Annotated in this window: 19 protein-coding genes and 2 rRNA genes; 7 read left to right on the top strand and 14 right to left on the bottom strand. The window is 66.2% G+C overall.

What is annotated here, in order from left to right; all coding sequences use genetic code 11:
• Positions 1-140: 140 nt before the first annotated feature.
• The 5 genes from xerD to MLP_RS08490 all read right to left on the bottom strand — a co-directional run bounded on the left by xerD (position 141) and on the right by MLP_RS08490 (position 5,395).
• Entirely contained in the window at positions 141-1,076 is a 936-nt protein-coding gene (xerD, locus tag MLP_RS08510; protein ID WP_041789876.1) for a site-specific tyrosine recombinase XerD, read from the bottom strand.
• Positions 1,077-1,102: 26 nt separating this feature from the next.
• Positions 1,103-2,218, bottom strand: a complete 1,116-nt coding sequence (gene ald, locus MLP_RS08505) for an alanine dehydrogenase (protein WP_013862645.1) — start codon at positions 2,216-2,218, stop codon at positions 1,103-1,105.
• A gap of 10 nt (positions 2,219-2,228) precedes the next feature.
• Positions 2,229-2,906, bottom strand: coding sequence for a DUF2306 domain-containing protein (locus tag MLP_RS08500; RefSeq protein ID WP_070100550.1), 678 nt, complete (start codon positions 2,904-2,906; stop codon positions 2,229-2,231).
• A gap of 150 nt (positions 2,907-3,056) precedes the next feature.
• Complete coding sequence (locus MLP_RS08495) at positions 3,057-3,731, bottom strand: NUDIX domain-containing protein (protein WP_013862643.1); 675 nt, start codon at positions 3,729-3,731, stop codon at positions 3,057-3,059.
• Complete coding sequence (locus MLP_RS08490) at positions 3,728-5,395, bottom strand: CTP synthase (protein ID WP_013862642.1); 1,668 nt, start codon at positions 5,393-5,395, stop codon at positions 3,728-3,730. The genes MLP_RS08495 and MLP_RS08490 overlap by 4 nt, the downstream gene beginning before the upstream one ends.
• 302 nt (positions 5,396-5,697) lie before the next feature.
• Here MLP_RS08490 and MLP_RS08485 point away from each other — a divergent pair, with 302 nt between their 5' ends.
• Entirely contained in the window at positions 5,698-7,902 is a 2,205-nt protein-coding gene (locus MLP_RS08485) for an HNH endonuclease (protein WP_231851437.1), read from the top strand.
• Between the two features lie 163 nt (positions 7,903-8,065).
• Here MLP_RS08485 and recN read toward each other — a convergent pair whose 3' ends face one another.
• The 4 genes from recN to MLP_RS28515 all read right to left on the bottom strand — a co-directional run bounded on the left by recN (position 8,066) and on the right by MLP_RS28515 (position 12,263).
• Complete coding sequence (gene recN, locus MLP_RS08480; protein ID WP_041791706.1) at positions 8,066-9,769, bottom strand: DNA repair protein RecN; 1,704 nt, start codon at positions 9,767-9,769, stop codon at positions 8,066-8,068.
• The gene (locus MLP_RS08475; RefSeq protein WP_013862638.1) at positions 9,766-10,749 is read right to left on the bottom strand and encodes an NAD kinase; all 984 of its coding nucleotides are present in this window, start codon (positions 10,747-10,749) and stop codon (positions 9,766-9,768) included. Before MLP_RS08475 ends, recN begins: the two co-directional genes overlap by 4 nt.
• A 9-nt stretch (positions 10,750-10,758) precedes the next feature.
• A complete protein-coding gene (locus MLP_RS08470; RefSeq protein ID WP_013862637.1) occupies positions 10,759-11,532 on the bottom strand; it encodes a TlyA family RNA methyltransferase in 774 nt (257 codons plus the stop codon).
• A 206-nt stretch (positions 11,533-11,738) separates the two neighbouring features.
• Entirely contained in the window at positions 11,739-12,263 is a 525-nt protein-coding gene (locus MLP_RS28515; protein ID WP_013862635.1) for a hypothetical protein, read from the bottom strand.
• Positions 12,264-12,523: 260 nt separating this feature from the next.
• On the opposite strand from MLP_RS28515, the gene MLP_RS08455 reads away from it, so the two are divergent.
• Positions 12,524-14,158: a glycoside hydrolase family 13 protein gene (locus MLP_RS08455; protein WP_013862634.1), complete on the top strand. Its 1,635-nt coding sequence runs from the start codon at positions 12,524-12,526 to the stop codon at positions 14,156-14,158.
• Here MLP_RS08455 and MLP_RS08450 read toward each other — a convergent pair.
• From MLP_RS08450 to MLP_RS08440, 3 genes are all read right to left on the bottom strand, one after another.
• Positions 14,133-15,170 (bottom strand): HAD-IIA family hydrolase, encoded by a 1,038-nt coding sequence (locus tag MLP_RS08450; RefSeq protein WP_013862633.1) that lies wholly within the window; start codon positions 15,168-15,170, stop codon positions 14,133-14,135. The two genes, MLP_RS08455 and MLP_RS08450, sit on opposite strands and share 26 nt — an antisense overlap.
• Positions 15,170-16,276, bottom strand: a complete 1,107-nt coding sequence (locus tag MLP_RS28290; protein ID WP_013862632.1) for a hypothetical protein — start codon at positions 16,274-16,276, stop codon at positions 15,170-15,172. Before MLP_RS28290 ends, MLP_RS08450 begins: the two co-directional genes overlap by 1 nt.
• Before the next feature lie 83 nt (positions 16,277-16,359).
• Positions 16,360-17,127, bottom strand: a complete 768-nt coding sequence (locus tag MLP_RS08440) for a DeoR/GlpR family DNA-binding transcription regulator (RefSeq protein ID WP_013862631.1) — start codon at positions 17,125-17,127, stop codon at positions 16,360-16,362.
• Positions 17,128-17,310: 183 nt separating this feature from the next.
• Here MLP_RS08440 and MLP_RS08435 point away from each other — a divergent pair, with 183 nt between their 5' ends.
• From MLP_RS08435 to MLP_RS26215, 5 genes are read left to right on the top strand one after another with little or no spacing between them, the layout of a single operon-like run.
• Positions 17,311-18,675, top strand: a complete 1,365-nt coding sequence (locus MLP_RS08435; protein ID WP_013862630.1) for an ABC transporter substrate-binding protein — start codon at positions 17,311-17,313, stop codon at positions 18,673-18,675.
• Between the two features lies 1 nt (position 18,676).
• Positions 18,677-19,642, top strand: coding sequence for a carbohydrate ABC transporter permease (locus MLP_RS08430; RefSeq protein WP_013862629.1), 966 nt, complete (start codon positions 18,677-18,679; stop codon positions 19,640-19,642).
• A complete protein-coding gene (locus tag MLP_RS08425) occupies positions 19,642-20,535 on the top strand; it encodes a carbohydrate ABC transporter permease (RefSeq protein ID WP_013862628.1) in 894 nt (297 codons plus the stop codon). Before MLP_RS08430 ends, MLP_RS08425 begins: the two co-directional genes overlap by 1 nt.
• Positions 20,535-21,557 carry a zinc-dependent alcohol dehydrogenase family protein gene (locus tag MLP_RS08420; protein ID WP_013862627.1) on the top strand — a complete coding sequence of 341 codons (1,023 nt, stop codon included), beginning with the start codon at positions 20,535-20,537 and terminating at the stop codon, positions 21,555-21,557. The genes MLP_RS08425 and MLP_RS08420 overlap by 1 nt, the downstream gene beginning before the upstream one ends.
• Positions 21,558-21,583: 26 nt before the next feature.
• Positions 21,584-22,369: a DeoR/GlpR family DNA-binding transcription regulator gene (locus MLP_RS26215; RefSeq protein WP_013862626.1), complete on the top strand. Its 786-nt coding sequence runs from the start codon at positions 21,584-21,586 to the stop codon at positions 22,367-22,369.
• 204 nt (positions 22,370-22,573) lie between these two features.
• Here MLP_RS26215 and rrf read toward each other — a convergent pair.
• Together rrf and MLP_RS08405 are read right to left on the bottom strand one after the other, a co-directional pair.
• Positions 22,574-22,690 (bottom strand): 5S ribosomal RNA (gene rrf, locus MLP_RS08410).
• A 91-nt stretch (positions 22,691-22,781) separates the two neighbouring features.
• Positions 22,782-25,900, bottom strand: a 23S ribosomal RNA gene (locus tag MLP_RS08405).
• Positions 25,901-25,939: the final 39 nt, after the last annotated feature.

Here is a 25,939-nt window from a genome sequence, read left to right as displayed (position 1 = left end):
CCTCTCGGTCCTCAGCCACACCACTCTCGTCGTACCCGGCCTCGCCGCCGTGCTCCACTCCCGGCCTCCTCATATCGCCACGCGCAGCCTAGCCCCAGTCCCTGGCGCTTTATCGACATTCCCGCCGACCGACACTCCCATCAGCCCATCGCTCGGGGGTGGGCGGAGCGATACACCTCGCGCAGGTGGTCCACGGTCACCATCGTGTAGATCTGCGTGGTGGTCACCGACGCATGTCCGAGCAGTTCCTGCACGACGCGTACGTCGGCGCCGCCCTCCAGCAGGTGGGTGGCATAGCTGTGTCGCAACGTGTGTGGTGACACCTCGGCGGTGATCCCGGCCCGCTCCGCGGCGGTCCGCAGGATCGTCCAGGCGCTCTGTCGGGAGAGCCGACCGCCCCGGCTGTTGACCAGCAGCGCGGGAGTGCCCTTGCCCTTGGCGACCAGTCCGGGTCGGGACCGGGTCAGATAGGCCCGCAGTGACTCGCGGGCATACGACCCGAGCGGCACCCAGCGCTCCTTGCTGCCCTTGCCGAACAGCCGCAGACCGGCCGGCTCATCGATCGGCGTCTCGACCGCCCGGCTCACGTCATCCACATCGAGGCCGACCACTTCGGAGATCCGGGCGCCGGTGCCATAGAGCAGTTCCAGCAGCGCGGCATCCCGTAGCCCGAGCTGGGTCTCGACCATCGGCGTATCCAACAGCGCCTGGACCTCGGCCAGGCTGAGTCCCTTCGGCAGCCGTCGACCGGCCTTGGGTGGGGTGACCTCCCGCGCCGGATCGGTGTCGCTCAGACCGTCCTCGAGTGCGAACCGGTGCAGGCTGCGCACCGCGACCACGATTCGCGCCGTGCTGGCCGGTGCCAGCGCACTCTCCCGGAGATCGCCGGCGAACTCGGTCACCATCGCGGGCGTCACCCCTGCGAGTTCGTCGAGGCCTTGCCGATGCAGGAAATCCACATACCGGCGAAGGTCACGACGATAGGCCGCCACGGTGTGGGGTGAGGCTCCCCGCTCCACCCGAAGATGGTCAAGATAGCCCTCGACGGCCTGTGCCGCACTGGTCGTGGTCGCGATCGTCGGTTCTCGCTGTCGTGACGAGCTCAGCCGAGCACGTCGGCGAGTTCCCGGTGCGGCTGGCCGTGAGCGTGCGCAACCGGAGCGTTGACGATCTCTCCGTCGTAGGTGTTCAGGCCGAGCGCCAGCGCCGGATCAGCCTGGCACGCGGACTGCCAGCCGCGGTCGGCGAGACTGACCGCGTACGGCAGCGTCACATTGGTCAGCGCATACGTCGAGGTGTGCGGCACCGCCCCCGGCATGTTCGCCACGCAGTAGAAGATCGAGTTGTGCACCAGGTACGTCGGTTCGGCGTGCGTGGTCGGCCGGCTGTCCTCGAAGCAGCCACCCTGGTCGATCGCGATATCGACCAAGACGCTGCCGGGCTTCATTCGCGACACCTGCTCGTTGCTGATCAGCCTGGGTGCCTTCGCCCCCGGCACCAGCACCGCGCCGATCACCAGGTCGGCGTCCAGGATCGCCCGCTCCACCTCGAAGGCGTTCGACGCGATCGTCTGCAGGTGCCCCTGATAGATCCGGTCGGCGTCCCGCAGCTTGTCGATGTTCTTGTCCAGCAGGAGCACCTCGGCCTGCATGCCGAGCGCGATCGCCGCCGCGTTCATTCCCGCCACGCCGGCGCCGAGGACCACGGTCTTGGCCGCATAGACACCGGAGACACCACCCATCAAGGTGCCGCGACCGCCGCCTTGCCGCATCAGGTGGTAGGCACCGACCTGGGTGGAGAGCCGGCCGGCCACCTCGCTCATCGGAGCCAGCAACGGCAATTGCCCGTTCGGCAGCTGCACTGTCTCGTACGCGATACCGGTCACCCGGCGATTCAGCAGGGCGTGAGTGCAGTCGCGGTTGGCGGCCAGATGCAGATAGGTGAAGAGCACCTGCCCGGGCTGCATCCGGTCGTACTCGGCCGGCATCGGCTCCTTCACCTTCAAGATCATCTCGGCTTCCGACCAGACCGGGTCGGGCCCGCTCACGATGTTGGCGCCGGCGGCGACGAACTCCGCATCGCTGATCGAGGAGCCCAGCCCGGCGCCGGCTTCGACGCTGACCTCGTGCCCATGACGGACCAGTTCGTGCACGCCGGAGGGGGTGATGGCCACCCGGTACTCGTGGTTCTTGATCTCGGTCGGCACGCCTACCTTCATGCCTCGGATCCTAATGCTGCCGATCCGGCTTCGGGGAGTGACCTTCGCCCCTGTCGCCCACCAGCCACTGGGCCACCACCAGGTTCGGCAGCCAGCAGAGCCAGGCGATCGCCGGATAGGCCTGCGCAAACTCCATGCCCAGTCCAGTGGCGGTCGGCAGATAGATCCGCAGCATCACGGCCGCGTACGTCAGCGCGAAGGACCTGGTCATCCAGCGCCGGTGCCGCGCTATGTCCCCGCCGCGGATCGCCAGAAACCCGATCACAGTGGCCCCGACCCAGCAGATCGCCAGGCCGAGGAACCCGGCACCCGCGACCAGACCGCTGGTGGAGAACAGGGCGATCGCTCCCCCGGAGATGCCACCCACCAGGCAGGCGACGACGTACGTGCGACCGAGCCAACGGTGCACCCGAGGCAGCCGGTTTCGCAGCCGGCGAGCGAACTGGAACGGACCAGTCAGCAAGGCCAAACCGGCAGCGACGATGTGGACCCGGAGTCCCAGCGGGGTCGGGAAGCGGTTCGCCGCGACCTCGCCCGGCACGAGCCGGAAGCCGCTGGCCACCAGGATCACGGCGTATGCGCCTACTGCGAGGGCAAACACGGTCATGATCACCCAGCCCGCGCGTCGTACGCGTGAAGGACGATCGGCCTTGGACCGCGTGACGACGGGTGTGCTGGTCGAGGTCATGGCTGGCATGCTCGTCTCGATCCCGGCGCCGGCCATCCGGTGCGGACCCTCTCGAAACCAGCAGCAGACCCCACCTCGCCCCTTACGGGAACACCCACCGCCTCCCGATCACCAGGCCCACCTCGAAGTCGCTTCGGGTGAGCAGACAGGTCAGGTCTGCCGCAACGCGGTACGCGCCGGCCAGGGCGCATCTGCCGGCCGCAGAGAGGCGAAGTCGTCACCCTTCAGGTACGCAGCCCACGCGGCCAACACACCGCTCACCATCGTGGGGTTGTGCAGGTCGCCGGCCAGCACGGCATCAACCAGGTCGGTCAGCGAGGCCCAGGACAGCTCCATCTCCGCCTCCTCACCAGTCTTGACGAAACCGTCCGGAGCCTCGACCGGACGCAGATCGCGGGCCAGATAGATCCGCAGACTCTCCGCGACGATGCCGGGCGTGGTGAACAGGTCCACCAGCACCTGCCAGGTATCGCCGGCCAGGCCGGCCTCCTCGGCCAACTCCCGTTGGGCGGCGACGACATACCTTTCACCGTCGACGTCGAGCAGGCCCGCGGGAGGCTCGATCAGCCGGTGGCGGACGGCATGCCGATACTGCCGGATCAGCGCGACCCGACCCTCGGCGTCCAAGGCGATGATGCCGACGGCGCCGGGATGCCGCAGATACTCCCGGTGCAGGGTCTCACCGTCCGGAGCGGTGACGGAGTCCCGCAGCAATGCGGTGAAGCTGCCGGCACCCAGCACGTGTTCGGCCGTCACCGGCCAGCTCACAGCCTCGTCGACCAGCTCGGCACGGCTCAGCACGTGGCCGCCGAGAACCCCACTCACGACTTGGCGTCCACCGGGAGCCGAGTGGCGAGCCGTCGTTCCAACGCCGCCTCGACCAGCCCCACAAACAACGGGTGCGGCACGGTCGGCCGCGACTTCAGTTCCGGATGGGCCTGGGTGGCCACGAAATACGGATGCACGTCGGACGGCAACTCCACGAACTCGACCAGCCGGCCATCGGGAGACGTCCCGCTGATCACCAAGCCGGCCTCTTCCAGCTGGCCCCGATAGGCGTTGTTCACCTCGTAGCGATGCCGATGGCGCTCGGCCACCTCGGTCTGCCCGTACTGCTTGGCGACCACCGAGCCGGGCAGCAGCTCGGCCGGATAGGAACCCAGCCGCATCGAGCCGCCGAGATCGCCCTCGCCCTCGACGATGGCGATCTGCTCGGCCATGGTGGCGATCACATGATGCGGCGCCTCAGGACTGAACTCCGAGGAGTCCGCCCCCTCCAGCCCGGCGAGATGCCGCGCGACCTCGATCACCATGCACTGCAGACCCAGGCACAGCCCCAGGATCGGAATCTGGTTCTCGCGCGCGTACTTGATCGCACCGACCTTGCCCTCGACCCCGCGGATGCCGAAGCCGCCCGGTACGCACACCCCGTCCACGTCCTGCAGTGCCCGGGATGCGCCTTCCGGCGTCTCGCAGGTGTCCGACGGCACCCAGCGGACGATCACCTTGGCGCGGTTGGCGAAGCCGCCGGCCCGGAGCGCCTCGCACACCGACAAGTACGCGTCCGGCAGGTCGACGTACTTGCCCACCAGCGCGATGATGACCTCCTCCTTCGGGTTGTGCACCCGGTTCAGCAGGTCGTTCCACACCGTCCAGTCGACGTCGCGGAACCGCAGGTCGAGCCGGCGGATCACGTACGCGTCCAGGCCCTCGGCATGCAACATCTTCGGCAGGTCGTAGATGCTCGGCACATCGGTGTTCTCCACCACGGCCTCGACGTCCACGTCGCACATCAAGGAGATCTTGCGCTTCACCGAGTCAGGGATCTCCCGGTCGCACCGGCAGACGATCGCGTCCGGCTGGATGCCGACCTGACGCAGCGCGGCGACAGAGTGCTGGGTCGGCTTGGTCTTCAGCTCACCGGACGGGCCGATGTAGGGCACCAGCGAGACGTGCAGGAAGAAGCAGTTGTCCCGGCCGACGTCATGGCGTACCTGCCGGGCCGCCTCCAGGAACGGCAGCGACTCGATGTCGCCGACCGTGCCGCCGATCTCGTGGATCACCACGTCGATGCCGGGACCGCCCATGCCGAGCATCAGGTCCTTGATCTCGTTGGTGATGTGCGGGATGACCTGCACGGTGTCACCGAGGTAGTCGCCGCGCCGCTCCTTGGCGATCACCGTCGAGTAGACCTTGCCGGTGGTCACGTTGGCCTTGGCCGCCAGATTGACGTTCAGGAACCGCTCGTAGTGGCCGATGTCGAGGTCGGTCTCCGCCCCGTCTTCGGTGACGAAGACCTCGCCGTGCTGGAACGGGTTCATGGTGCCGGGATCCACATTCAGGTACGGATCCAGCTTCTGCATGGTGACACGCAGGCCACGGGCGACCAGCAGGCTGCCCAGGCTCGAGGCGGTCAGCCCCTTACCGAGCGAGGACGCAACCCCGCCGGTGACAAAGAGATGTTTGGTCTGGCGATCGCGGGCTCCCACGGGCCTTCAGCCTACCTGCTGCCTGCCCGGGTACCTGCATCTCCGGCGCGTCATGCGCGTCACGGGGTTTACTGCCCGCTAACTCCACCGACGTACGCCTCTGCGCTCGCGAAAGGGTGTGCGTCGTGAGGGGGTGTTTGGGTGGCGTTTCCTATCCCTGGTCAGAGGCATCTGATGCTTGGGTTGCACATTCGGCTGGCGCGTCAGCACCTGGCACGATCTGCGCCGCTGCGGCAGGTGAAGCAGCCGATACTCGCCACTCGATGTGGAGTGCAGGCCGACACGGCCTCGAGAGAGGTCTCTTGGTTGCTTCGCGGCGATCCATCTGCGTCGGCGCGCCGGAAGGGCCGCAGATCCGCACGAGAAGTAGCGCGCGGTTCCGTTTCGGCGGTGAAATGCCCCGCAAACTACTTCTCGATGGCCATTTTGGGAACATCCCACCACCGGCCGCTAGTCCGCTATCCGAGGTCAGACCCGAATCCTCGTCTCACCAGATTTCTCTACTTGGTAAGGAAAAAGTCTGGCTATCGCCCACTTGTTCGAGTAGAATAGGTGACATGTTCGAGGATCGGTTGGAGGAGTCGCTCGGGAACCCCCGCGCCCTGCTCAACCTGGCCGCGGACACGATGCTCACCGAACGCACCGCCGGCTGCCGCAAACTCCTGATCGCCGCCGCCTGGGCCGACTGCCACAGCGCACCCGCCGACCTCGAGCTGGTCGACGGTGAACCCGTGCAAGACCTCTGTGAGGAACGATTCGTGCGACTGGGCGGGGCGGCTACGCCCCTGGTCGCCGAGTTCAGTCCGTCCGAGCTCGGGCATTCGCTGCAGACCAGTCTCGGCGCCGCGCGTCGGCTGGTCGCCTGCGCCCTGACCATCCGACACCGCCTCCCCCGCCTGTGGGACCGCGTCACAGCCGGTGACGTGTGGGCGTGGAAAGCGATGCAGTACGCCGACAAGACCCGCCACCTCGGCGGCCTGTCGTCCTGGCTCGTCGACCTGAAAATCACCCGGCACGTCGAGACCATGGCCTGGCCGAGGTTCCTCGACCTACTCGACGCCACCCTCCTCGAGGTGGACGAGGCCACCTACCAGCAACGAGCCGACGAAGCCGCGGGGCACAAGGACGTCCGCACCTACCGAGGCGAACACGGACTCCGGACCCTGATCGCCAAAATCGAAGCCGGGGACGCCCTCGCCTTCCAAGCCCTCGTGGACCGGGTCGCCGAATGCCTCGCCGACGAAGGCGACGACGACCCCATCGGGGCCCGCCGCGCCAAAGCCGTCGGCATCATCGCCCACCAAGCACGCTTGAGGGATCTGTTGGCCCGGCACGCCGACCAACCCCACGACCCCCGGCATCCTGAAGACCGTGTCAACACGCACCTCGACAACCCCACCGACCCGTGGGCCGAAGACGACCTACCCCCGGCCGGCTGGGAAACCAGCCGACACGGCAACTACCACCAACCCAGCTTCGACGATCTCGACGACTCGCGGAACGCGCAAACCCCCGACTCCGGCGATCCAGCTCCTGACGACCAGGAAGAAGCGCCGATCAGCGAGGCAGATCGGACCTGGCATGAGCAGCAACGCGATGATGCCGACAACGCCCACGGCGACCATCGCGAGGCGACCGGCCGTAACAACGATCAACAACAACGCGACGGTGCCCACGGCGGTGCCAGCGATAACGATGGGTCTGACGAGGATCTGCGCGATGACGACCAGCAACGGCCCGACAGCGCCAGCGACGACGACCATGCTGGGGCCGCCGACCACAATGAGACTTCCCGCACCTCTACGAACCCGTCCGCCTCGAGCCTGATCCCCGCAGCCTTCGACCGTGCCGCCGCCAGAGACCACGACGGACGAGCCGGTCACTGCTGCGGCTGCGCCTGCGGATCCACTTTCGACCTGCGACCCATGACCTCGGCGGAACTGAACGCGAACCGGACTCGCGCCGTCGTCCACGTGCATGTCAGCGACCAGACCCTGATCAACCACCACGGCGTGCTCCGCACCGCCGACGGACCCATCACCCTCGAACAATTCCGCCGCTGGCTCACCGACAGCGACGCCAACATCACCATCCGGCCCGTCCTCGACCCCGCCGACGTGGCCGCCGTCGACAACTACGAGATCCCCACGACGATCCGCGAAGCCGTCCAAGCCCGCCATCCGGGATCGGTCTACCCCTACAGCCCGGCTACCGAAATCACCACCGGCGGCCGACTCGACTTGGATCACTCGATTCCGTACCAGAAGAACGGGCCACCCGGACAGACCCGAGTCGGCAACCTCGGACCCCTCACCCGCAGCGAACACCGAACCAAAACCCTCGGCGGCTGGCAAACCCACCAACCCGACCCCGGCACCCACCTCTGGCGATCACCCCACGGCTGGATCTCCCTTGTCACCAACCAAGGCACCCTCCTGCTCGGCGACAACCCCTTCGCCCAACAGGTCTGGCAAGCATCCCAGCCCGCGGCCGCAGTATCCCGCTGACATCGACTGAGCCGGATCACGGTTGATCGGCGCGTCTGGCACGGTGGACCCATGAACGAGCATCCTGTCGTGAACCAGGCGTTCTGGGACGAGATCGCCCCACACCAACTGCCAGCCCCGTACTCGATCCGGGCCCATCTGCCCGGCTGAGCCCGGATGCAGCTCAGCGGGACGCCAACTCGAGCAGTTCGCCGGCGTGGGCCAGGGCCGACTCGGTGGTCTCGATGCCGGCCATCATCCGGGCGAGCTCGACTACCCGGTCACGTTCGGCGACCTCGCGTACGCCGCTGGTGGTGACCTGGCCGTCGTCGGATTTGACCACGGCGAAGTGCCGGTCGGCGAAGGCGGCGACCTGGGCCAGGTGGGTGACCACGATGACCTGCCGATGCCTGGCCAGCAGTGCGAGCCGCCGGCCGATCTCGACCGCGACGGCGCCACCCACGCCGGCGTCCACCTCGTCGAACACGAACGTCACCGAGCCACCGCCATCGGCCAACACCACCTCCACGGCCAGCCGGACCCGGGACATCTCACCGCCGGAGGCAACCTTGCCGAGGCTCCGCGGTGCGCTGCCCGGATTGGCGGAGAACAGCAGGTCGACCTGGTCCGCACCGGTCGGCCCGAGATCGACGGGGGTCAGCTCGAACTGCAGGCGGGCATGGGGCATCGCCAGCGCGGCCAGCTCACCGCGGACCCGCTCCACGAACTCTCCGGCAGCCGCGACTCGCGCACTGTGCAACTGACCGGCCAGTTCCTCGATCCGCCCCTGCACGACCGTGATCCGCTCGGTCAGCTCACCGATCCGGTCGTCGGCCAGCTCCAGTGCCGCGAGTCGTTCCGCAGCCCGAGCGGACCAGGCCAGCACCTCGTCGCAACTGGAGCCGTACTTACGCAACAGGCCGGCCAGCTCGAACCGACGCTCCGCGATCTGCTCCAGCCGACCCGGCTGGACCTCCAGGCCCGCGAGATAACTGGACAGATCTCCCGCCAACTCGGTCAGCAGATAGCCGACCTCCCGGACTCGTCCGGCGAACGGCTTGGCCTCGGTGTCGGCCGCAGCCAGCCGTTCCACGGCCCGCCGGGCCTGGGCCAAGCCCGCCAACGCGCCGCCGGCCTCGTCATCGGAACCGGCCAACGCCACGATCGCCGTGGCGGCATCCGCCCGCAGATCGTCACTCGCCTGCAGCCGTTGCGCCTCCTCCGCGAGCGCCACATCCTCCCCCGGCTGCGGCGCAGCGCGCTCGATCTCGTCCAGTCCGAACCGCAGCAGGTCGATCTCCCGAGCCCGCTCCTGCGCCTCGGTCCGCAACCGATCGAGCTCGGTCTGGGCGGCTCGCAACTCGTCGTAGCAGGTCCGGTACGTCGTCAGTCTCACCTGCTGATCCACGCCTGCGAATCGATCCAGCAGCTCGCGTTGCCGATCCCGGCCGGCCAGCCGCACCTGTTCCGACTGTCCGTGCACGGTGACCAGATCGCCGACCAGATCCTCGATCCGGCCGATCGGCACCTGCGCGCCGCCGACGAAGGCCCGGGTCCGGCCGCCGGGGGTGACCTGCCGTGCCACCAGCAGCTCGGCGTCGACCTCGCCGTCCGCTTCGGCAGCAGCGTCGAGCTCCCCTCCGGCCTCCTCGACCCGGCGTACGGTATCCGCCGAGATCTCACTGAACCGACCTTCGACCACGGCCCGGCGCGCGCCGGTGCGGACCGCCTTGGGGTCCGCTCGGCCCCCGAGCAGCAAGTCGATGCTGGTCACGATCATGGTCTTGCCTGCGCCGGTCTCACCGGTCACCACGGTGAGCCCGGGATGCAGCGCGAGCACGGCGTCGCTGATCACTCCGAGATCGCTGATCCGCAGTTCGGTGATCACTGCTGCGAGCCCCGACCGCGGGCCCATTCGGAGTTGCCCCGCCAGCCCTCCACCGGCAGCTGGAATTTGTTCACCAGCCGGTTGGTGAACGGGGACTGCGACAGCCGGGCCAGCCGGAGCCGATGCTCGCCGCGACTGACCTCGATCTCCATGCCAGGGCACAGATCGACCGTCCGGCTGCCGTCGCACCAGACCACGCCGTGAGTCCGCACCGACGGGATCAGATCGACGGTGATCACCGAATTGGGCCCCAGCACCAGTGGCCGCGCGAACAAGGCGTGTGCGCTGAGCGGCACCAGCAGCAGCGCGTCGAGCTCCGGCCACAACACCGGACCGCCGGCCGAGAATGCGTACGCGGTCGATCCGGTGGGCGTCGACACCAGGATCCCGTCGCAGGCCCAGCGGGACAGCGGCAGCCCGTCGACCTCGACGGCGAGCTCCAGCATCCGCTCCCGGGCTGCCTTCTCGATCGACACCTCGTTGACCGCGAACGACGACCAGATGACCTCGCCGCGGTCGCGGAGGGTGACGTCGATCGTGAACCGCTCCTCGACCGTGTACGTCCGCTGCACCACGTGCTCCACGATGCTGTCGATCTCGGCCGCCTCCGCCTCCGCCAGGAAGCCGACGTGGCCGAGATTGACCCCCAGCAGGGGCGTGTCCGAGGTGATCACCTTCTCCGCGCCGCGGAGGATGGTCCCGTCGCCACCGAGGACCAGCATCAACTCCACGCCGCGAGCCTGGTCGCTGAACCGCTCCGGGGACACCCCGATCACCCGCGCCGTGGTCAGTCGCGCGTTCAGAACGTCCGCGTCGGACGCGGGTACGACGGCGGTGATCCCTGCGGCCGCCAACCGCTCGATGATGCCGGCGGCGGTCTCGACGGCCTCTCGTCGACCCAGATGCGTCAACACCGCCACCCGTCGACCCGCCGTCAGGTCGTCGGTCTCCGGATCCGGTGGCGTCACGCGCCACAGCATAGGCGGGGGTCAGGTTGCGGCGACGGCGGCAGCGATGTCGACCGGTTCCGCGACCTGGGCTCGGGCGAACAGGACGAAGAACTCGCGGTTGCCGGCCGGACCCGGCAGCCGGCTCGGCACCACGGCATGTGCGACCCAGCCGAGCTCGGCGGCCGCCTCGATCACCCCGTTCACGGCCGCCACATGCAACGCAGGATCGCGTACGACACCGCCCTCACCCAGCCGCTCCCGGCCGACCTCGAACTGCGGCTTCACCATCAGCAGCAGGGATCCGCCCGGATCCGCGACGCGAGTCAGCGCCGGCAGCACCAGGGTCAAGGAGATGAACGACAGATCGCCGACGACGAGATCGACGAGCCGTCCGCCCACGTGCGTCAGGGTCAGCTCACGAACGTTGAGATGCTCATGGCTGATCACACGCGGATCGGTCCGGAGCTCGGCAACCAATTGGCCGTGGCCGACATCGACGGCGATCACCTCGCGGCAGCCCGATCGCGGCAGCACCTGGGTGAACCCACCGGTCGAGGCGCCGGCGTCCAGCGCGCGGCAGCCGGCGACGTCGAGGTCCAGGTCCGCGAGGGCACCGGCCAGCTTGTGGGCGGCCCGGGAGACGTACGGGTCGGACTCGACGCTGATCGCATCGGCCGGCGTCACCGTGCTGGAGCTGCGGACGACCACCTCGTCGTTGACTCGCACTCGACCCGCCCGGATCAGCGCGACCGCAGCTGACCGGGAACGAGCCAGCCCGCGCTCGGCAACTGCACGATCGAGCCTGGTCGACACTCAGCTTCCAGGAGGCCTGGGCATGGGAGGACGTTGAGGCACCGCTGGCGGCGTCTGCAGCGTCTGGTGCAGAACCTCATGGACCGCGGACAGCGCCTCAGGGTGCTCACTCACGGGACGCCGCCCGAGGTCGGCCAGTCCGGCCAGGGCTTCGTCGACCTCGGTCAACCCGGTCGCCGGCTGCTGATCGGCCGCTGCGTCCTGACTCACTCGGTCGCCGCTGCGTCAGCCGGCTCGGCGGCCTCCGCCGGCGGCTCGGCCGTCTTCTTGGCAGCGGCCCGCTTGGCAGGAGCCGCCTTCTTCGCCGCGGTGGTCTTCTTGGCCGCCGCCCGCTTGCGGGCCGTGGCCTTCTTCGTCGCCGGCTCGGCCTGAGCCTGCTCAGCTTGGGCTTGCGTTGCCTCGGCCCGCGCCGCCTGCTCGGCCACCGCGGCCCGCAGTTCATCGACCTCGTTCCGCAACGCGTCGAGATCCTCGTTCCGCGCGAACCCGAGCTTGGCGGCGGCCTTGTCCACCTCAGCGCTGATCGTCTTGGCCAGCAACTCGCGGTTGGCCCGGCTGGCGGCCAGGATCTCTTCCGTCAGAGCAGCGACCTTTCCGCTCGCACCGGTGGCGACATCGTCCAAGTGCGTGGCCGACAGCAGCCCTTGCGCCGCCTCGGTCGCCTTCGCCTTGGTGGCCTTGGTCAAGCCCCCGACCAGGTTCACGTAGTTCTGGATCTGTTCTGCGACCATCTCGCCACCTTCGCTGGTTACTGCCTACCTGCGCAACGTTAGCGTCTCAGCATCACGATCACCGTCCGCCAGCCTGGAACAATCGCACGGTGAGCGATTCGCACCCCCTGATTCCTCCCACCATCCCGCCCCCTTCGATTCCTCCCACCATCCCGCCCCCTTCGATTCCTCCCACCATCCCGCCCCCTTCGGCTCCTCCCACCATCCCGCCCCCTTCGGCTCCTCCCACCATCCCGTCCCCGGTCTGGTGGCACACCGCCGTGGTCTACCAGATCTATCCGCGTTCCTTCGCCGACGCCAACGCCGATGGCATGGGCGACCTGCAGGGCATCGTGTCGCGGGTGCCCTATCTGGCCGCGTTGGGGGTGGACGCCGTCTGGCTGTCACCGTTCTATCCGTCCGCCCTGGCCGACGGCGGCTACGACGTGGATGACTACCGGGACGTGGATCCACGGATCGGCAGCTTGGCCGACTTCGACGAGCTGGTGACGACTCTGCACGCGGCCGGGATCAAGGTGCTGGTGGATATCGTGCCCAATCACAGTTCCGATCGGCACGTCTGGTTCGCTGAGGCGCTGGCCTCGCCGCCCGGGTCGCCGGCCCGCGACCGCTACATCTTCCGCGACGGCACCGGCCCGGACGGCAGTGAGCCGCCGAACGACTGGCAGTCGCTGTTCGGTGGCTCCGCCTGGGCGCAGGTCGCCGACGGCCAGTGGTATCTCCATCTCTTCGCCGCCGAGCAACCCGATCTGAACTGGGACAACGCATCGGTACGCGAGGACTTCCGTACCACCTTGCGGTTCTGGTCGGATCGCGGTGTCGACGGGTTCCGGGTCGATGTCGCGCACGGCCTGGTCAAGGACCTGTCGACCCCGTACGCACCCTGGCCCGAGCTCGAGCACATGGAGCGCGACGACGGCAGCCACCCGCTGTGGGACCGCGACGATCTGCAGGAGGTCTATCGAGACTGGCGCACGGTGTTCGACTCCTACGACCCGCCACGGTTCGCCGTCGCCGAAGCAGGGGTACATCCGGCCCGGCGCGCCCGCTACGCGGCGCCGACCAGTCTCGGCCAGGCCTTCAACTTCGCCATGCAGGAAGCAGCCTGGCGGCTGACGGACTACCGCGAGGTGATCGAGAGCGGGGTCTCGGACATGATCGCGGAGGGCTCCACCACGACCTGGCTGCTCGGCTGTCACGACACCGTACGAGTGGTCTCTCGCTACGGGCTGCCGGTGGCCGATGACCAGACGCCGATCAAGGTCGCCCGCTCCTGGCTGCTGACCGACGGCACAGATCCGCAGTGTGACGTGGCACTCGGCACCCGTCGGGCTCGGGCCGCGATCCTGGTGCTGCTGGCGCTGCCCGGTTCGGTGTACGTCTATCAGGGTGAGGAACTGGGCCTGCCGGAAGTGCCCGATCTGCCCGCGGCTGTCTTGCAGGACCCGGTGGCCTCCCGCTCCGGCGGGCGGGAGAAGGGACGCGATGGCTGCCGGGTGCCACTGCCCTGGTCAGCAACAGGCGCCTCATACGGGTTCGGTGCCGGTGCCGCAGCCACGGAACTGCCGCAGCCGGCCTGGTTCGCCGAGCTCGCGGCGGCGACCCAGGCCGACGACGAGCAGTCGATGCTGACGCTCTATCGGCGAGCCATCGCACTCCGCCGCGAGCTGGCGGTGCCTCTGCCGACCACTGACCCGTCGCTGAGCTTCGTCGAGTCTGATGCCGAGGTGTTGCACTTCCGGCGCGGCGACCGCTGGCACAGTGTGACCAACTTCGGTGACCAGCCGGTGCCGCTGCCCCTTGGCACCGTGCTGCTGAGCAGCGTGGAACTCGTCGACGGGCTGCTACCCACCGACGCGACCGCCTGGGTCAGCGCCGACTCAGCACTGCCGTGATGATCGAGACGGCTGGGGTCGCGTCGGTCTGCTGCCCACGGTCAGCGGCGCGCCAGGCCAGGTTCGCCGCTGCCCAGAGGGCATCGACCGCGGCGTCGCGATCCGTCGGCGTACCGACCAACTTGATCCGGCCCGAGTCGATCACCGCGGTCTGACCGCCGCAGCTCACCTCTCCGGGTCGTTCGTCACAGGCCCGGGCGGGCTGCAGCAGATCACGCAGGTCGTAGCCGAGATGGGTCGGCCGCTCGGCCGAGGTGGCCGCGAGCAGTTCGGCCGCACCGTGCGCCCCGGTCAGCACCAGCATGCTGTCCAGTCCGGCCGCGACTGCGCCCGCGATGTCGGTGTCCAGTCGGTCCCCCACGAAGATCGGGCGCGAAGCCCCTAGTCGGGCCACGGTCGCGTCGACGAGAGGACGGTATGGCTTGCCGGCCACCTCCGGCTCGACGTCGACCGTCAGTCGGACGGCATCGACCGCCGCACCGTTTCCGGGCACGATGCCGCGCTCGGTGGGACGGGTGGGGTCGATGTTGGTGGCCACCCAGTGCGCGCCGCGCTGGATCGCGTAGGCGGCCTCGTTCAGCTGCGTCCAGGTGAGATCGAAGCCGTACCCCTGCAACACGGCCACTGGGTGGTCGTCAGCCGACCGCACGCCCACGAGTCCGACCTCGCCCAGGGCATCCCAGACCCCAGGGCCACCAACGACCAGCACCTTCGACCCGGGCGGGAAGCGTCGTGCCACGAGCTGGGCTCCGGCCTGAGCGGAGGTCACCACATCCTCGCAGCCGGCGGCGATCCCGAGCTCGGTCAGGTGCTCAGCCACCGCCGCAGGTGGTCGGGCGGCGTTGTTGGTGACGAAACCGACCCGGGTTCCTCGGGCGCGCAGGGCCGTGATGCCCTCGGGCGCACCCGGCACCGCTACCGGGCCGAGATAGATCACCCCGTCGAGGTCGAACAGCGCTGCGTCATAGCCGGCGGCGACCACCGGACCGGCCAGATCGTGCTGAGCAACCATCAGCGATCGACGTCTGCGGCTTCGGGGTGCTCCGGCTCGCTGTCGTCGAAGGTGATCAGCATGCCGTCGAGCAGGTCGCGCCGCTCGATCGCATCGGTCTCGCCCTCGGCGTCGTGCGCAGCGGCCTCGTCGAACCAGCGACGCGCCTCCGATTGCTTGCCCGCGGTCTCCAACAGATCTGCGTACGCGTAGTAGAGCCGCGCGGCCGGCGTGCCCAGTTGAGCTGCCCGCCGGTTGTCGAGATCCAGGATGGCCTGATGCAGCACCCGCCGGGCCTCGGGCTGCTGCCCGAGATCGTTGCGGGCACCGGACTCGACGATGATCATCTCGATGGCCAGCGCGGGGTCCAGCTGCTTGCGTCGAGCCTCCTTGGCGATCTTGAGCGCCGCTTGCGGCCGGCCCAGAGCCCGCTCGCAGTCAGCCATCACCGGCAGGAAATCGTCGGTGCCGGTCATCCGGCGTAGCGCCCGGAACTCAGACAGAGCCACATCCCAGTGACCGGCCGCGTACGCGGTCTCGGCCGCCGCCTCGCGGACCACCGGAAGTCGAGCTGCCCGCCGGCGTGCGGCCTCGGCATGCCGGTAGGCCAGCTCCGGCTCGTCGTCGATCAGCCGCCCCGCGGTGACCAGGTGCCCGGCGACGACCTCGGCCAGGTCCTTGGGCAGCCCGCGCAACTCGGCCTTGACGCCCCGCGGCAACGCTCGGACATCGACGTCCGGAGGAAGGTTGGGCTCATCCGGGCGTCGCTGCAGCCCAGGAGGCGGCGGCGTACGTTCCTCGCGATCCGACGATCGGCTGTCCCTGGGTTCGGGGCCACGGGCGTACTCGTGGCGCGCCCGATCCCCGGATCGTTGCTGGCCTCCGGAACGCTGCCCGCCCGCGCCCGCAGGTCGACTCGAGGAGCCTTGCGGCCGGCGCGCGGCTGAGCCGGCGCCGCGACCGGCTCCGCCGCTGCGTCCCGATCCGCCGTCTCGTCCACCGCTGCCCGGCCGTCCGCCGCTGGACTGTCCACCGTTTGACTGTCCGCGGCCAGTTCGATCGCCGCCGGATCGTCCGCCACCCGGGCGCGATCCCTTGCCGGGCCGCTCCCCTCTGCTCTGTGTCACCGCCCCATCCTTGCCGCACACCCCGGCCCGCGCAAAAGGGGCCCCCGATCGTCTCTGGCCCGCGGGCGCAAGACGTCCGCGGCTCAGGCGATGACGACCGCGGGCCCAGCGGCACTCAGGTCGGCAACCGTCTCTGGCGAGGCACCGCCGTCGGTGATCACCAGGTCGACCTCCGAGACTGCGCCGAACGTGCAGAAGGAGGTCCGGCTGAGCTTGCCGGAGATGACCGGGACCAGCCTCCTCCGCGCCGCCAGCAGCATCGCCCGTTTCACCGACGCCTCTTCCGGGTTGGTGGTCATCAGGCCCCGCTCGGCGCTGAGCGCATTGACGCCGATGATCGCGATGTCGGCCGTGATCGTGCCCAGTCGCTTGGTGGTCCACGGATCCACGGCGGCCGAGGTCAGCCCGCGTACCGAACCCGGCAGAGTCATGATCTGCATCCGTGTCCGTCCAGCCAAGTAGCGCGCGGCCGGCAGATTGTTGGTCACTAGGGTGAGCGGTCGGTCAGTAGGCATCAGTTGAGCGCAGACGAAGGTCAACGAGCCCGAGTCCAGGATCACCACACCGTCATCGGGCAGCTCCGCCATCACTCGCTGGGCGATGGCCAGCTTGTCCTCGAACTGCTCGGCGTGCCGCGCAGCCAACGCCTGCTCGAACGGAGTGGTGGACAACAGCTCCGCACCACCCCGTACCCGACGCAGCACCCCGCGGCGTTCCAGCACGTCGAGGTCCTTGCGCACCGTCTCGGTGGTGACCCCCAGCCGCTCGCTGATCTGCACCACGCCGGCACGACGATCAGGGCTCCGCACGAGGTAGTCGGCGATGGCTTGCTGACGCTCCGGCGGATACACGAGTCGATCCAACCACGAACCAGGCCCGGCAAACAACAACAATTCCCACACCCTAAACCTGGAAAACGGGCAGAGAATCGGACACAAAGCCTGGACTTCGGGCAGAGACTGGTACTACTGTGGCGCAAGACACACTCAGGGGACGAACTGCAGCCACCTCGGCCCGATCCCGGAAGGCGGTTCATGACCACCACCACGCAACGACGCCTGGCAGGTGCCGGGCTTGCTCTCAGCTTCTCGCTCGCGGTCTCCGGCTGCGCCGGCTTCGGCAACCTGGGCACCGAGCCCGGAGTGACGACGGTGACCCTGGCCAGCGTCAACAACCCGCAGATGCAGGACATGGCCCAGCTGCTGCCGGAATTCAACAAGACCCATCCCGACATCAAGATCAACATGATCTTCATGGAGGAGAACGACCTGCGGAACGCCGCCACCAAGGACGTCGCCACCAAGGGCGGTCAGTACGACATCATGACCGTCGGCGCGTACGAGGTGCCGATCTGGGGTCAGAACAAGTGGCTGGAAGATCTGACGGATCTCGCCGCCCAGGATCCCTCCTACGACGTGAACGACTTCTTCAAGCCGGTTCGTGACGGGGTCTCCTTCGACGGTCGGCTGTACGCGGTGCCCTTCTACGGTGAGTCGTCGTTCCTGATGTATCGCAAGGACCTGTTCGAGCAGGCCGGCATCACCATGCCCGAGCGACCTACCTGGGAGCAGATCGCGGAGTACGCGGGCAAGCTGAAGGATCCGAGCACGGATCGAGCGGGGATCTGCCTGCGGGCGAAGCCGGGCTGGGGCGAGATGTTCGCACCGCTGACGACGGTGATCAACACCTTCGGCGGCCAGTGGTACAACATGGAATGGCAGGCCCAGGTCAACTCGCCGGCCTACAAAGAAGCGGTGAAGTTCTACATCGACACCCTCGCCGCCTCCGGTGAGGGCGACCCGGTGTCATTCGGCTTCACCGAGTGCCTGAACCTGTTCTCCCAGGAGCGGGCGGCGATGTGGTACGACGCCACGTCGGCCGCCGGCTCGGTGGAGGACCCGAACAACTCCAAGGTGGCCGGCAAGGTCGGCTATGTCCGCGCCCCGGTCGACAAGACCGAGAACTCGGGCTGGCTGTGGTCGTGGAACCTGGGCATCAACGCCGAGTCCAAGCACAAGGAGCAGGCCTGGGAGTTCGTCCAGTGGGCCACCAGCAAGGAGTACGCGAAGCTGGTCGGATCGGAGCTGGGCTGGTCCCGCACCCCGCCGGGCACCCGCAAGTCGACCTACCTCATCCCGGAGTACATCAAGGCCGGCGGCGAGTTCGCGCCCCTGACCGCGAAGATCATGAGCGAGGTCGACCCCACGCATCCCGGCGTCGACCCACAGCCGTGGGTCGGGATCCAGTACGTCACGATCCCCGAGTTCCAAGACGTCGGCAACCAGACCTCCCAGTTGCTCGCCGACGTGATCGCCGGCCGACGACCTCTCGACCTGGCGCTGGACCAAGGACAGAAGATCGCCCAACGCGCCGGTGACAACCAGAAGCAGGGGAACTGAGATGAGTACGGTTGACGAGACCCCGGCCATCCAGGCGCCGAAGACCGTGCCGTCGGGCAAGAAGACCAAGATCACCATGGCCGACCTCAGAGGCCAGGACCTGGCACAGCGGAAGTTCGGTCGCAAGCTGATCATGCCCGCGTTGATCGTGGCGATCCTGGTCACCCAGATCCCGTTCGTGGCCACGATCTACTACTCGTTCCAGGACTGGAACCTGGCCCGGCCTGAGGAACGTTCGTTCGCCGGGTTCGACAACTACATCGCGGTCATCACCAACGGGGCCTTCCTGCCCTCGATCTGGGCGACCATCCGGATCGTCGGCGGCTCGATGATCCTCTCCCTGATCCTCGGTCTGCTGCTGGCGATACTGCTCGATCGGGAGTTCAAGGGACGCGCCTTGGCCCGTACGCTGCTGATCACCCCGTTTCTGGTGATGCCCGCTGCCGCGGCGCTGATCTGGAAATACTCCTTGCTCGAGGTCAACACCGGCATGGTGAACTGGGCGCTCAGCCTGGTGGGCATCGATGCAGTTGCCTGGAACACCGACCATCCGGCACTGACCATCGTCTTCACCATGACCTGGCAATACACGCCGTTCATGATGTTGATCCTGCTGGCTGGTCTGCAGTCGCAGGCCGGAGAGGTGCTGGAAGCCGCTGACGTCGACGGCGCCAACGCCCTCCAGACCTTCCGTTACATGACTCTGCCCCACCTGCGCAGCTACGCCGAGTTGGCCATCCTGCTGGGCACCGTGTTCATGATCCAGGTGTTCGACCCGATCAACATCATGACCAAGGGCGCCGGCAACACCAAGACCATTGCCTATCTGCTCTACGAGCGCGCCTTCATCGGCCAACAAGTCGGGGAAGCGGCCGCGTACGGGGTGATCACGGTCATCTTGACCATCGTGTTCGCCACGTTGGCCTTGCGCACCATGTTCTCGATCTTCACCGAGGAGGCCCGCTGATGTCCGCCACGACGGAGACCCGCCCGACCAACACGACCCAGCAGGCCACCCGCGAACGCACTGGGCCCAACCCGTTCACTCGCCGCAAGGTGATCGGTTATCTGATCACGCTGCTCACCTGGGTGGTGGTGCTGATCTTCTTCTTCCCGGTGCTGTGGATGATCATCACCAGCTTCAAGACCGAGGGACAGGCAGCGTCCTTCCCGCCCCAGTTCCTTTTCACGCCGACCTTCGACGGCTACGCCGCAGTCTTCGACCGCGGCATGGGGCTCTATCTGCTGAACTCGCTGTTCCTGGCCGTCGGCTCGACGATCGTGGTCATGCTGCTCGCCATTCCCGCTGCGTACGCGCTGTCGGTCCGACCGATCATCCGCTGGCAAGACGGCTTGTTCTTCTTCATCTCCACCAAGTTCATGCCCGTCGCAGCGTCGATCATCCCGGTCTTCCTGCTGCTGCGGACCTTCGGCTTGCTGGACAATCTGTGGGCCCTCGGCGTCCTCTATCTCGGCATCAACCTCCCGCTCGCGGTGTGGATGATGCGTTCCTTCTTCGCCGAGGTGCCCATCGCGGTGGTGGAGGCAGCACAGATCGACGGTGCTTCCTACTCTCGCGAGTTGTGGCGAGTGTCGCTGCCGATCGTCGCTCCGGGCGCGGCCGCAGCTGCCTTGATCTGCTTCATCTTTGCCTGGAACGAGTACTTCCTGGCCAACCTGCTCACCGCGGTGGTCGCCCGGACCACCCCGCCGTTCCTGGGCAGCTTCGTGGACGGACGCGGCCAATTCCTCGCCATCTTGTCGGCGGCGTCCACCATCGCGGTGCTGCCGGTGATCGTGGCCGGCTGGCTCGCCCAGAAGCGACTGGTACGCGGCCTCGCCATGGGGGCGGTGAAGTAGTGCGCGCCATCGTCTTCACCGAGCCCAAGTCGTTCTCGCTGGAGGAGGTGCCCGATCCGGTTCCTGGGCCCCGCGAGGTGCTGGTCCGGGTCGAAGCGGTGGGCATCTGCGGCACCGACATCCACGTCCTGGACGGGGAGTTCGCCCCGACGCGTTATCCGATCATCCCAGGTCACGAGACCTCCGGCATCGTCGAAGCGGTGGGTGAACTGGTCACCGAGATCGCCATCGGTGACAGGGTCTCGGTCGATCCGACGCTGACCTGTGGTGAGTGCGCGTATTGCGCCGTCGGACGGGCCAACCTGTGCGAGCAATGGAACGGGTCCGGAGTGGCCAGGACCAACGGATCGACCGCCGAGTTGACGGTCGCGCCGGTGCGGAACGTCCACCGACTCCCCGATGGAGTCGATCTCGCGCTGGCGGCGTTGGTCGAGCCGCTCTCCTGTGCCATCCACGGCTACGATCTGCTCCCCCGGCGGATGGGTGAGCACTATCTGATCTACGGTGCCGGGACGATGGGCTTGATGATGGCTCAGCTCGCGCCACGCGCCGGCGCCGCCAGTGTGACGGTCATCGACCGTAATCCGGACCGACTCGAGGTGGCCAGGGACGTCGGCATCGATGACGTGGCGCTCTCGGCCGATGAAGCCGATCATGCCGGCGGCTGGGACGTGGTGATCGACTGCACTGGCGTCGTCGCCGCGATCGAGGACGCGCTCACCCGCGTCCGGCGGGGTGGGGTGTTCCAACAGTTCGGTGTCGCACCTGTCGACGCGACCGCCAGGTTCTCGCCCTTCGGGGTCTACAACGACGAGATCACCATGGTCGGCTCGATGGCCGTGCTGGCGTCGTATGCGCGTGCGGTGGAGATGTTCGCCGCCGGAGCCCTCAACGCGGCTCGCATGGTCAGTCACGCGTACCCGCTGGACGACTACGGTGAGGCCCTGGAGGCGTTCCGGGCCGGTAGGGGCCGGAAGCTGCAGATCCGACCCCAGACCCGGGAATCGGTGCAGCTGTTGTGATCGGACCCTCCTGAGGGAGGCATGGAGTGACCACACAGGTGGAGGCGGCGGCCGATCGGCATCGACACATCATCGATCGGCTCGACGCGGTCGGTCGGGTCGAGGTCGGCACCCTGGCCAGCAGCCTGGATGTGGCACCGGAGACGATCCGACGCGACCTCCGTCTGCTCGAGCAACAAGGCGTGCTACAGCGGGTACACGGTGGCGCGGTCCGCCGGACCGAACGTCCACTCTCTCCATTCGATGGCACGACCCCCGAGCACCCACCTCAGCACCTTCGGCTCGCCGAACTGGTGATCGACCGTCTTCCCGCGGATGCGACGGTGTTCATCGGAGCATCGCCCCTCACCTGGGTGCTGGCTGAGTCATTGAGCCGCCGGCCGCAGGCGGAGGGCATGACCATCGTGACCAACAGCCTCGATGTCGCGGTGGTCATGTCCCGAGTCGAACGCCTGCACATCTACAACGTCGGTGGCGGCGTCGAGCAGGAAACCCGTGCCCAGCAAGGCGGTTGGGCACTCGACGAGATCGGCCGGTTCCAGATCGATCTGGCACTGCTCGCACCGACCGGCGTCACCGTCGAAGGTGGCATCTTCGCCGACACCCCGATGGCCGCCGCCATCATCGCCGCCGAAGTCCGCTCCGCGAACCAGATCTGGCTGATGCTCGAAGCCGAAAAACTGGGCCTTCCGGGATTCATCCAGGCGGCTCCGATCGACGTGGTCGATCAGATCCTGACCGCAGGCACGCCCCAGCCTCACCAGACGGCACCCTTCAGCGATGCCGGCATCACCGTGGTCTCGGCCGAATAGGTTCGTGGTTCTGCGGGCCCTGCGCGCGATTTGCGAGCGTCTATGACCCGGCGCCGCAAGACGTACGCAGCTTCCGCCTTATCGGCGGTCATCCGTGGCCCCCAGGCGCCGAACACTCGTGACCTCCGCAAGAAGGGAGCAGACAACTTTCCCCTTAAACCACTTCAAGGCCGACCACCGAAGTGGTCGACCTTGAAGTGTGTTGTCCGGCGACGTCCTAGTCTCCCACACGGTCCCCCGTGCAGTACCATCGGCGCTGAGAAGCTTAACTTCCGGGTTCGGAATGGAGCCGGGTGTTTCCCTCTCGCCATGATCACCGAAACTCTATTGAGATGTGTCGCAGGCGGCGATTTCTCGCCAGTCTTCCCGACCGTATCTCGGGAACTGCACAGTGGACGCGTAGCATCTTTGTAGGAACAAGCCCTCGGCCTATTAGTATCGGTCAGCTCCATGCATTGCTGCACTTCCACATCCGACCTATCACCCAGTGGTCTGCTGGGGGCCTTACCAGGTTATCCTGTGGGAGCCATCATCTTGGAGCGTGCTTCCCGCTTAGATGCTTTCAGCGGTTATCACTTCCGAACGTAGCCAACCAGCCGTGCTCTTGGCAGAACAACTGGCACACCAGAGGTTCGTCCGTCCCGGTCCTCTCGTACTAAGGACAGCCCTCCTCAAGACTCCTACGCGCGCAGCGGATAGGGACCGAACTGTCTCACGACGTTCTAAACCCAGCTCGCGTGCCGCTTTAATGGGCGAACAGCCCAACCCTTGGGACCGACTCCAGCCCCAGGATGCGACGAGCCGACATCGAGGTGCCAAACCATGCCGTCGCTATGGACGCTCGGGCAAGATCAGCCTGTTATCCCCGGGGTACCTTTTATCCGTTGAGTGACGGCGCTTCCACGTGCCACCGTCAGATCACTAGTCCCGACTTTCGTCCCTGTTTGAGATGTCTCTCTCACAGTCAAGCTCCCTTGTGCACTTACACTCAAAACCTGATTGCCAACCAGGCTGAGGGAACCTTTGGGCGCCTCCGTTACCTTTTGGGAGGCGACCGCCCCAGTCAAACTACCCATCAGGCACTGTCCCTGATCCGGATAACGGACCTAGGTTAGATATCCAGAACAGCCAGAGTGGTATTTCAACGTTGACTCCACAACCACTGGCGTGGCCGCTTCAAAGTCTCCCACCTATCCTACACAAGCTGTACCGAACACCAATACCAAACTATAGTAAAGGTCCCGGGGTCTTTCCGTCCTGCTGCGCGTAACGAGCATCTTTACTCGTAGTGCAATTTCGCCGAGTCCGTGGTCGAGACAGCGCCCAAGTCGTTACGCCATTCGTGCAGGTCGGAACTTACCCGACAAGGAATTTCGCTACCTTAGGATGGTTATAGTTACCACCGCCGTTTACTGGCGCTTAAGTTCAGTGCTTCGAGTTACCCCTAACACTTCCCCTTAACGTTCCAGCACCGGGCAGGCGTCAGTCCGTATACAGCGTCTTGCGACTTAGCACGGACCTGTGTTTTTAGTAAACAGTCGCTTGGGCCTGGTCTCTGCGGCCGCAGCTGCTCCGGGCACGTATGTCCCTTCACAGCGTTGGCCCCCCTTCTCCCGAAGTTACGGGGGCATTTTGCCGAGTTCCTTAACCACGGTTATCTCGATCACCTTGGTATTCTCTACCTGACCACCTGAGTCGGTTTAGGGTACGGGCGGCTCTAGAACTCGCTCACGAAGATTTTCTAGGCAGCATAGGATCACCCACTCTCGCCGTCACAAGGACGACCTAGTCTTCTTGTCTCAGGCTGATGAGGTGCGGATTTGCCTACACCTCGCCCTACACAATTAACCCGGGACAACCATCGCCCGGGATGGGCTACCTTCCTGCGTCACTCCGCAGCTTGCCTAATACAAGTCTGGATCGCAGACTCAGCAAGAATCGACCCGAAGGTCTCCTCAAGCCTTGCGTGCTTAGCATCGCTCGCCTCGGCAGGGACGTGCTAGCGCCGGTACGGGAATATCAACCCGTTGTCCATCGACTACGCCTGTCGGCCTCGCCTTAGGTCCCGACTTACCCAGGGCAGATTAGCTTGACCCTGGAACCCTTGGTCTTTCGGTGGAGGAGTTTCTCACTCCTCATTCGCTACTCATGCCTGCATTCTCACTCGTGTGCTCTCCACGACTGGGTCACCCCGCCGCTTCATCGCGCACACGACGCTCCCCTACCCATCCACACACCTGGATCGAAACCAAGTACATGTGTGAATGACACAACTTCGGCGGATTGCTTGAGCCCCGCTAAATTGTCGGCGCAGAATCACTTGACCAGTGAGCTATTACGCACTCTTTCAAGGGTGGCTGCTTCCAAGCCAACCTCCTGGTTGTCTGTGCAACTCAACATCCTTTTCCACTTAGCAATCGCTTGGGGGCCTTAGTTGGTGTTCTGGGCTGTTTCCCTCTCGACTACGAACCTTATCGCCCGCAGTCTCACTGCCGCGCTCTCACTTACCGGCATTCGGAGTTTGGCTAATTTCGGTAAGCTTGTGGGCCCCCTAGACTATCCAGTGCTCTACCTCCGGTAAGAAACACGCGACGCTGCACCTATATGCATTTCGGGGAGAACCAGCTATAACGGAGTTTGATTGGCCTTTCACCCCTATCCACAGCTCATCCCCCAGGTTTTCAACCCTGGTGGGTTCGGGCCTCCACGACGTCTTACCGTCGCTTCACCCTGGCCATGGATAGATCACTCCGCTTCGGGTCTAGAGCACGCGACTAAATCGCCCTATTCGGACTTGCTTTCGCTACGGCTTCCCCACACGGGTTAACCTCGCCACGTACCACTAACTCGCAGGCTCATTCTTCAAAAGGCACGCCGTCACCTCGCACACAAGGTGCTCAGCTCCGACGGATTGTAGGCAATCGGTTTCAGGTACTATTTCACTCCCCTCCCGGGGTACTTTTCACCTTTCCCTCACGGTACTTGTCCGCTATCGGTCACCAAGGAGTATTTAGGCTTAGCGGGTGGTCCCGCCAGATTCACACCCAATTTCAGGGGTTGGGTGTTACTTGGGGTGACGATCAGCAGTGAATCGTTTACGTCTACAGGGGTGTTACCTTCTGTGCCGCACTTTCCCAAAGTGCTTCGACTTCACGAATCGTTTGTGACTGCTTGGTCGCTTGACAGCGCGACCAGATCGGCCCCTCAACACCGCACTTGCAACGCCTGTCAGCTATCACACAGGTGCGGTTTGGCCTCTTCCGCGTTCGCTCGCCACTACTTACGGAATCACGGTTGTTTTCTATTCCTGTGGGTACTGAGATGTTTCACTTCCCCACGTTCCCTCCCACTGCCCTATGTGTTCAGGCAGGGGTCGCCGGACATTACTCCGGTTTCTTTCGAGGTTTCCCTATTCGGAGATCCCCGGATCGAAGCTTGTTTACCAGCTCCCCGGGGCTTATCGCAGGTTACAACGTCCTTCATCGGCTCTTGGTGCCTAGGCATCCACCGATTGCCCTTAGTAGCTTGTTGTTACTACAAAGATGCTCGCGTCCACTGTGAAGTTCTCAA

Source organism: Microlunatus phosphovorus NM-1, from assembly GCF_000270245.1.
Taxonomy (GTDB): Bacteria; Actinomycetota; Actinomycetes; order Propionibacteriales; family Propionibacteriaceae; genus Microlunatus; species Microlunatus phosphovorus.
This window is presented reverse-complemented; position numbering and strand designations above follow the sequence as displayed.

Coding starts and splice junctions, on each gene's coding strand:
- MLP_RS08475 (WP_013862638.1), bottom strand. CDS start 10,749: ATGCTGTGGCGCGTGACGCCACCGGATCCGGAGACCGACGACCTGACG.
- ald (WP_013862645.1), bottom strand. CDS start 2,218: ATGAAGGTAGGCGTGCCGACCGAGATCAAGAACCACGAGTACCGGGTG.
- MLP_RS08500 (WP_070100550.1), bottom strand. CDS start 2,906: ATGACCTCGACCAGCACACCCGTCGTCACGCGGTCCAAGGCCGATCGT.
- MLP_RS08450 (WP_013862633.1), bottom strand. CDS start 15,170: ATGGTTGCTCAGCACGATCTGGCCGGTCCGGTGGTCGCCGCCGGCTAT.
- MLP_RS08435 (WP_013862630.1), top strand. CDS start 17,311: ATGACCACCACCACGCAACGACGCCTGGCAGGTGCCGGGCTTGCTCTC.
- MLP_RS08430 (WP_013862629.1), top strand. CDS start 18,677: ATGAGTACGGTTGACGAGACCCCGGCCATCCAGGCGCCGAAGACCGTG.
- MLP_RS28515 (WP_013862635.1), bottom strand. CDS start 12,263: ATGGTCGCAGAACAGATCCAGAACTACGTGAACCTGGTCGGGGGCTTG.
- MLP_RS08425 (WP_013862628.1), top strand. CDS start 19,642: ATGTCCGCCACGACGGAGACCCGCCCGACCAACACGACCCAGCAGGCC.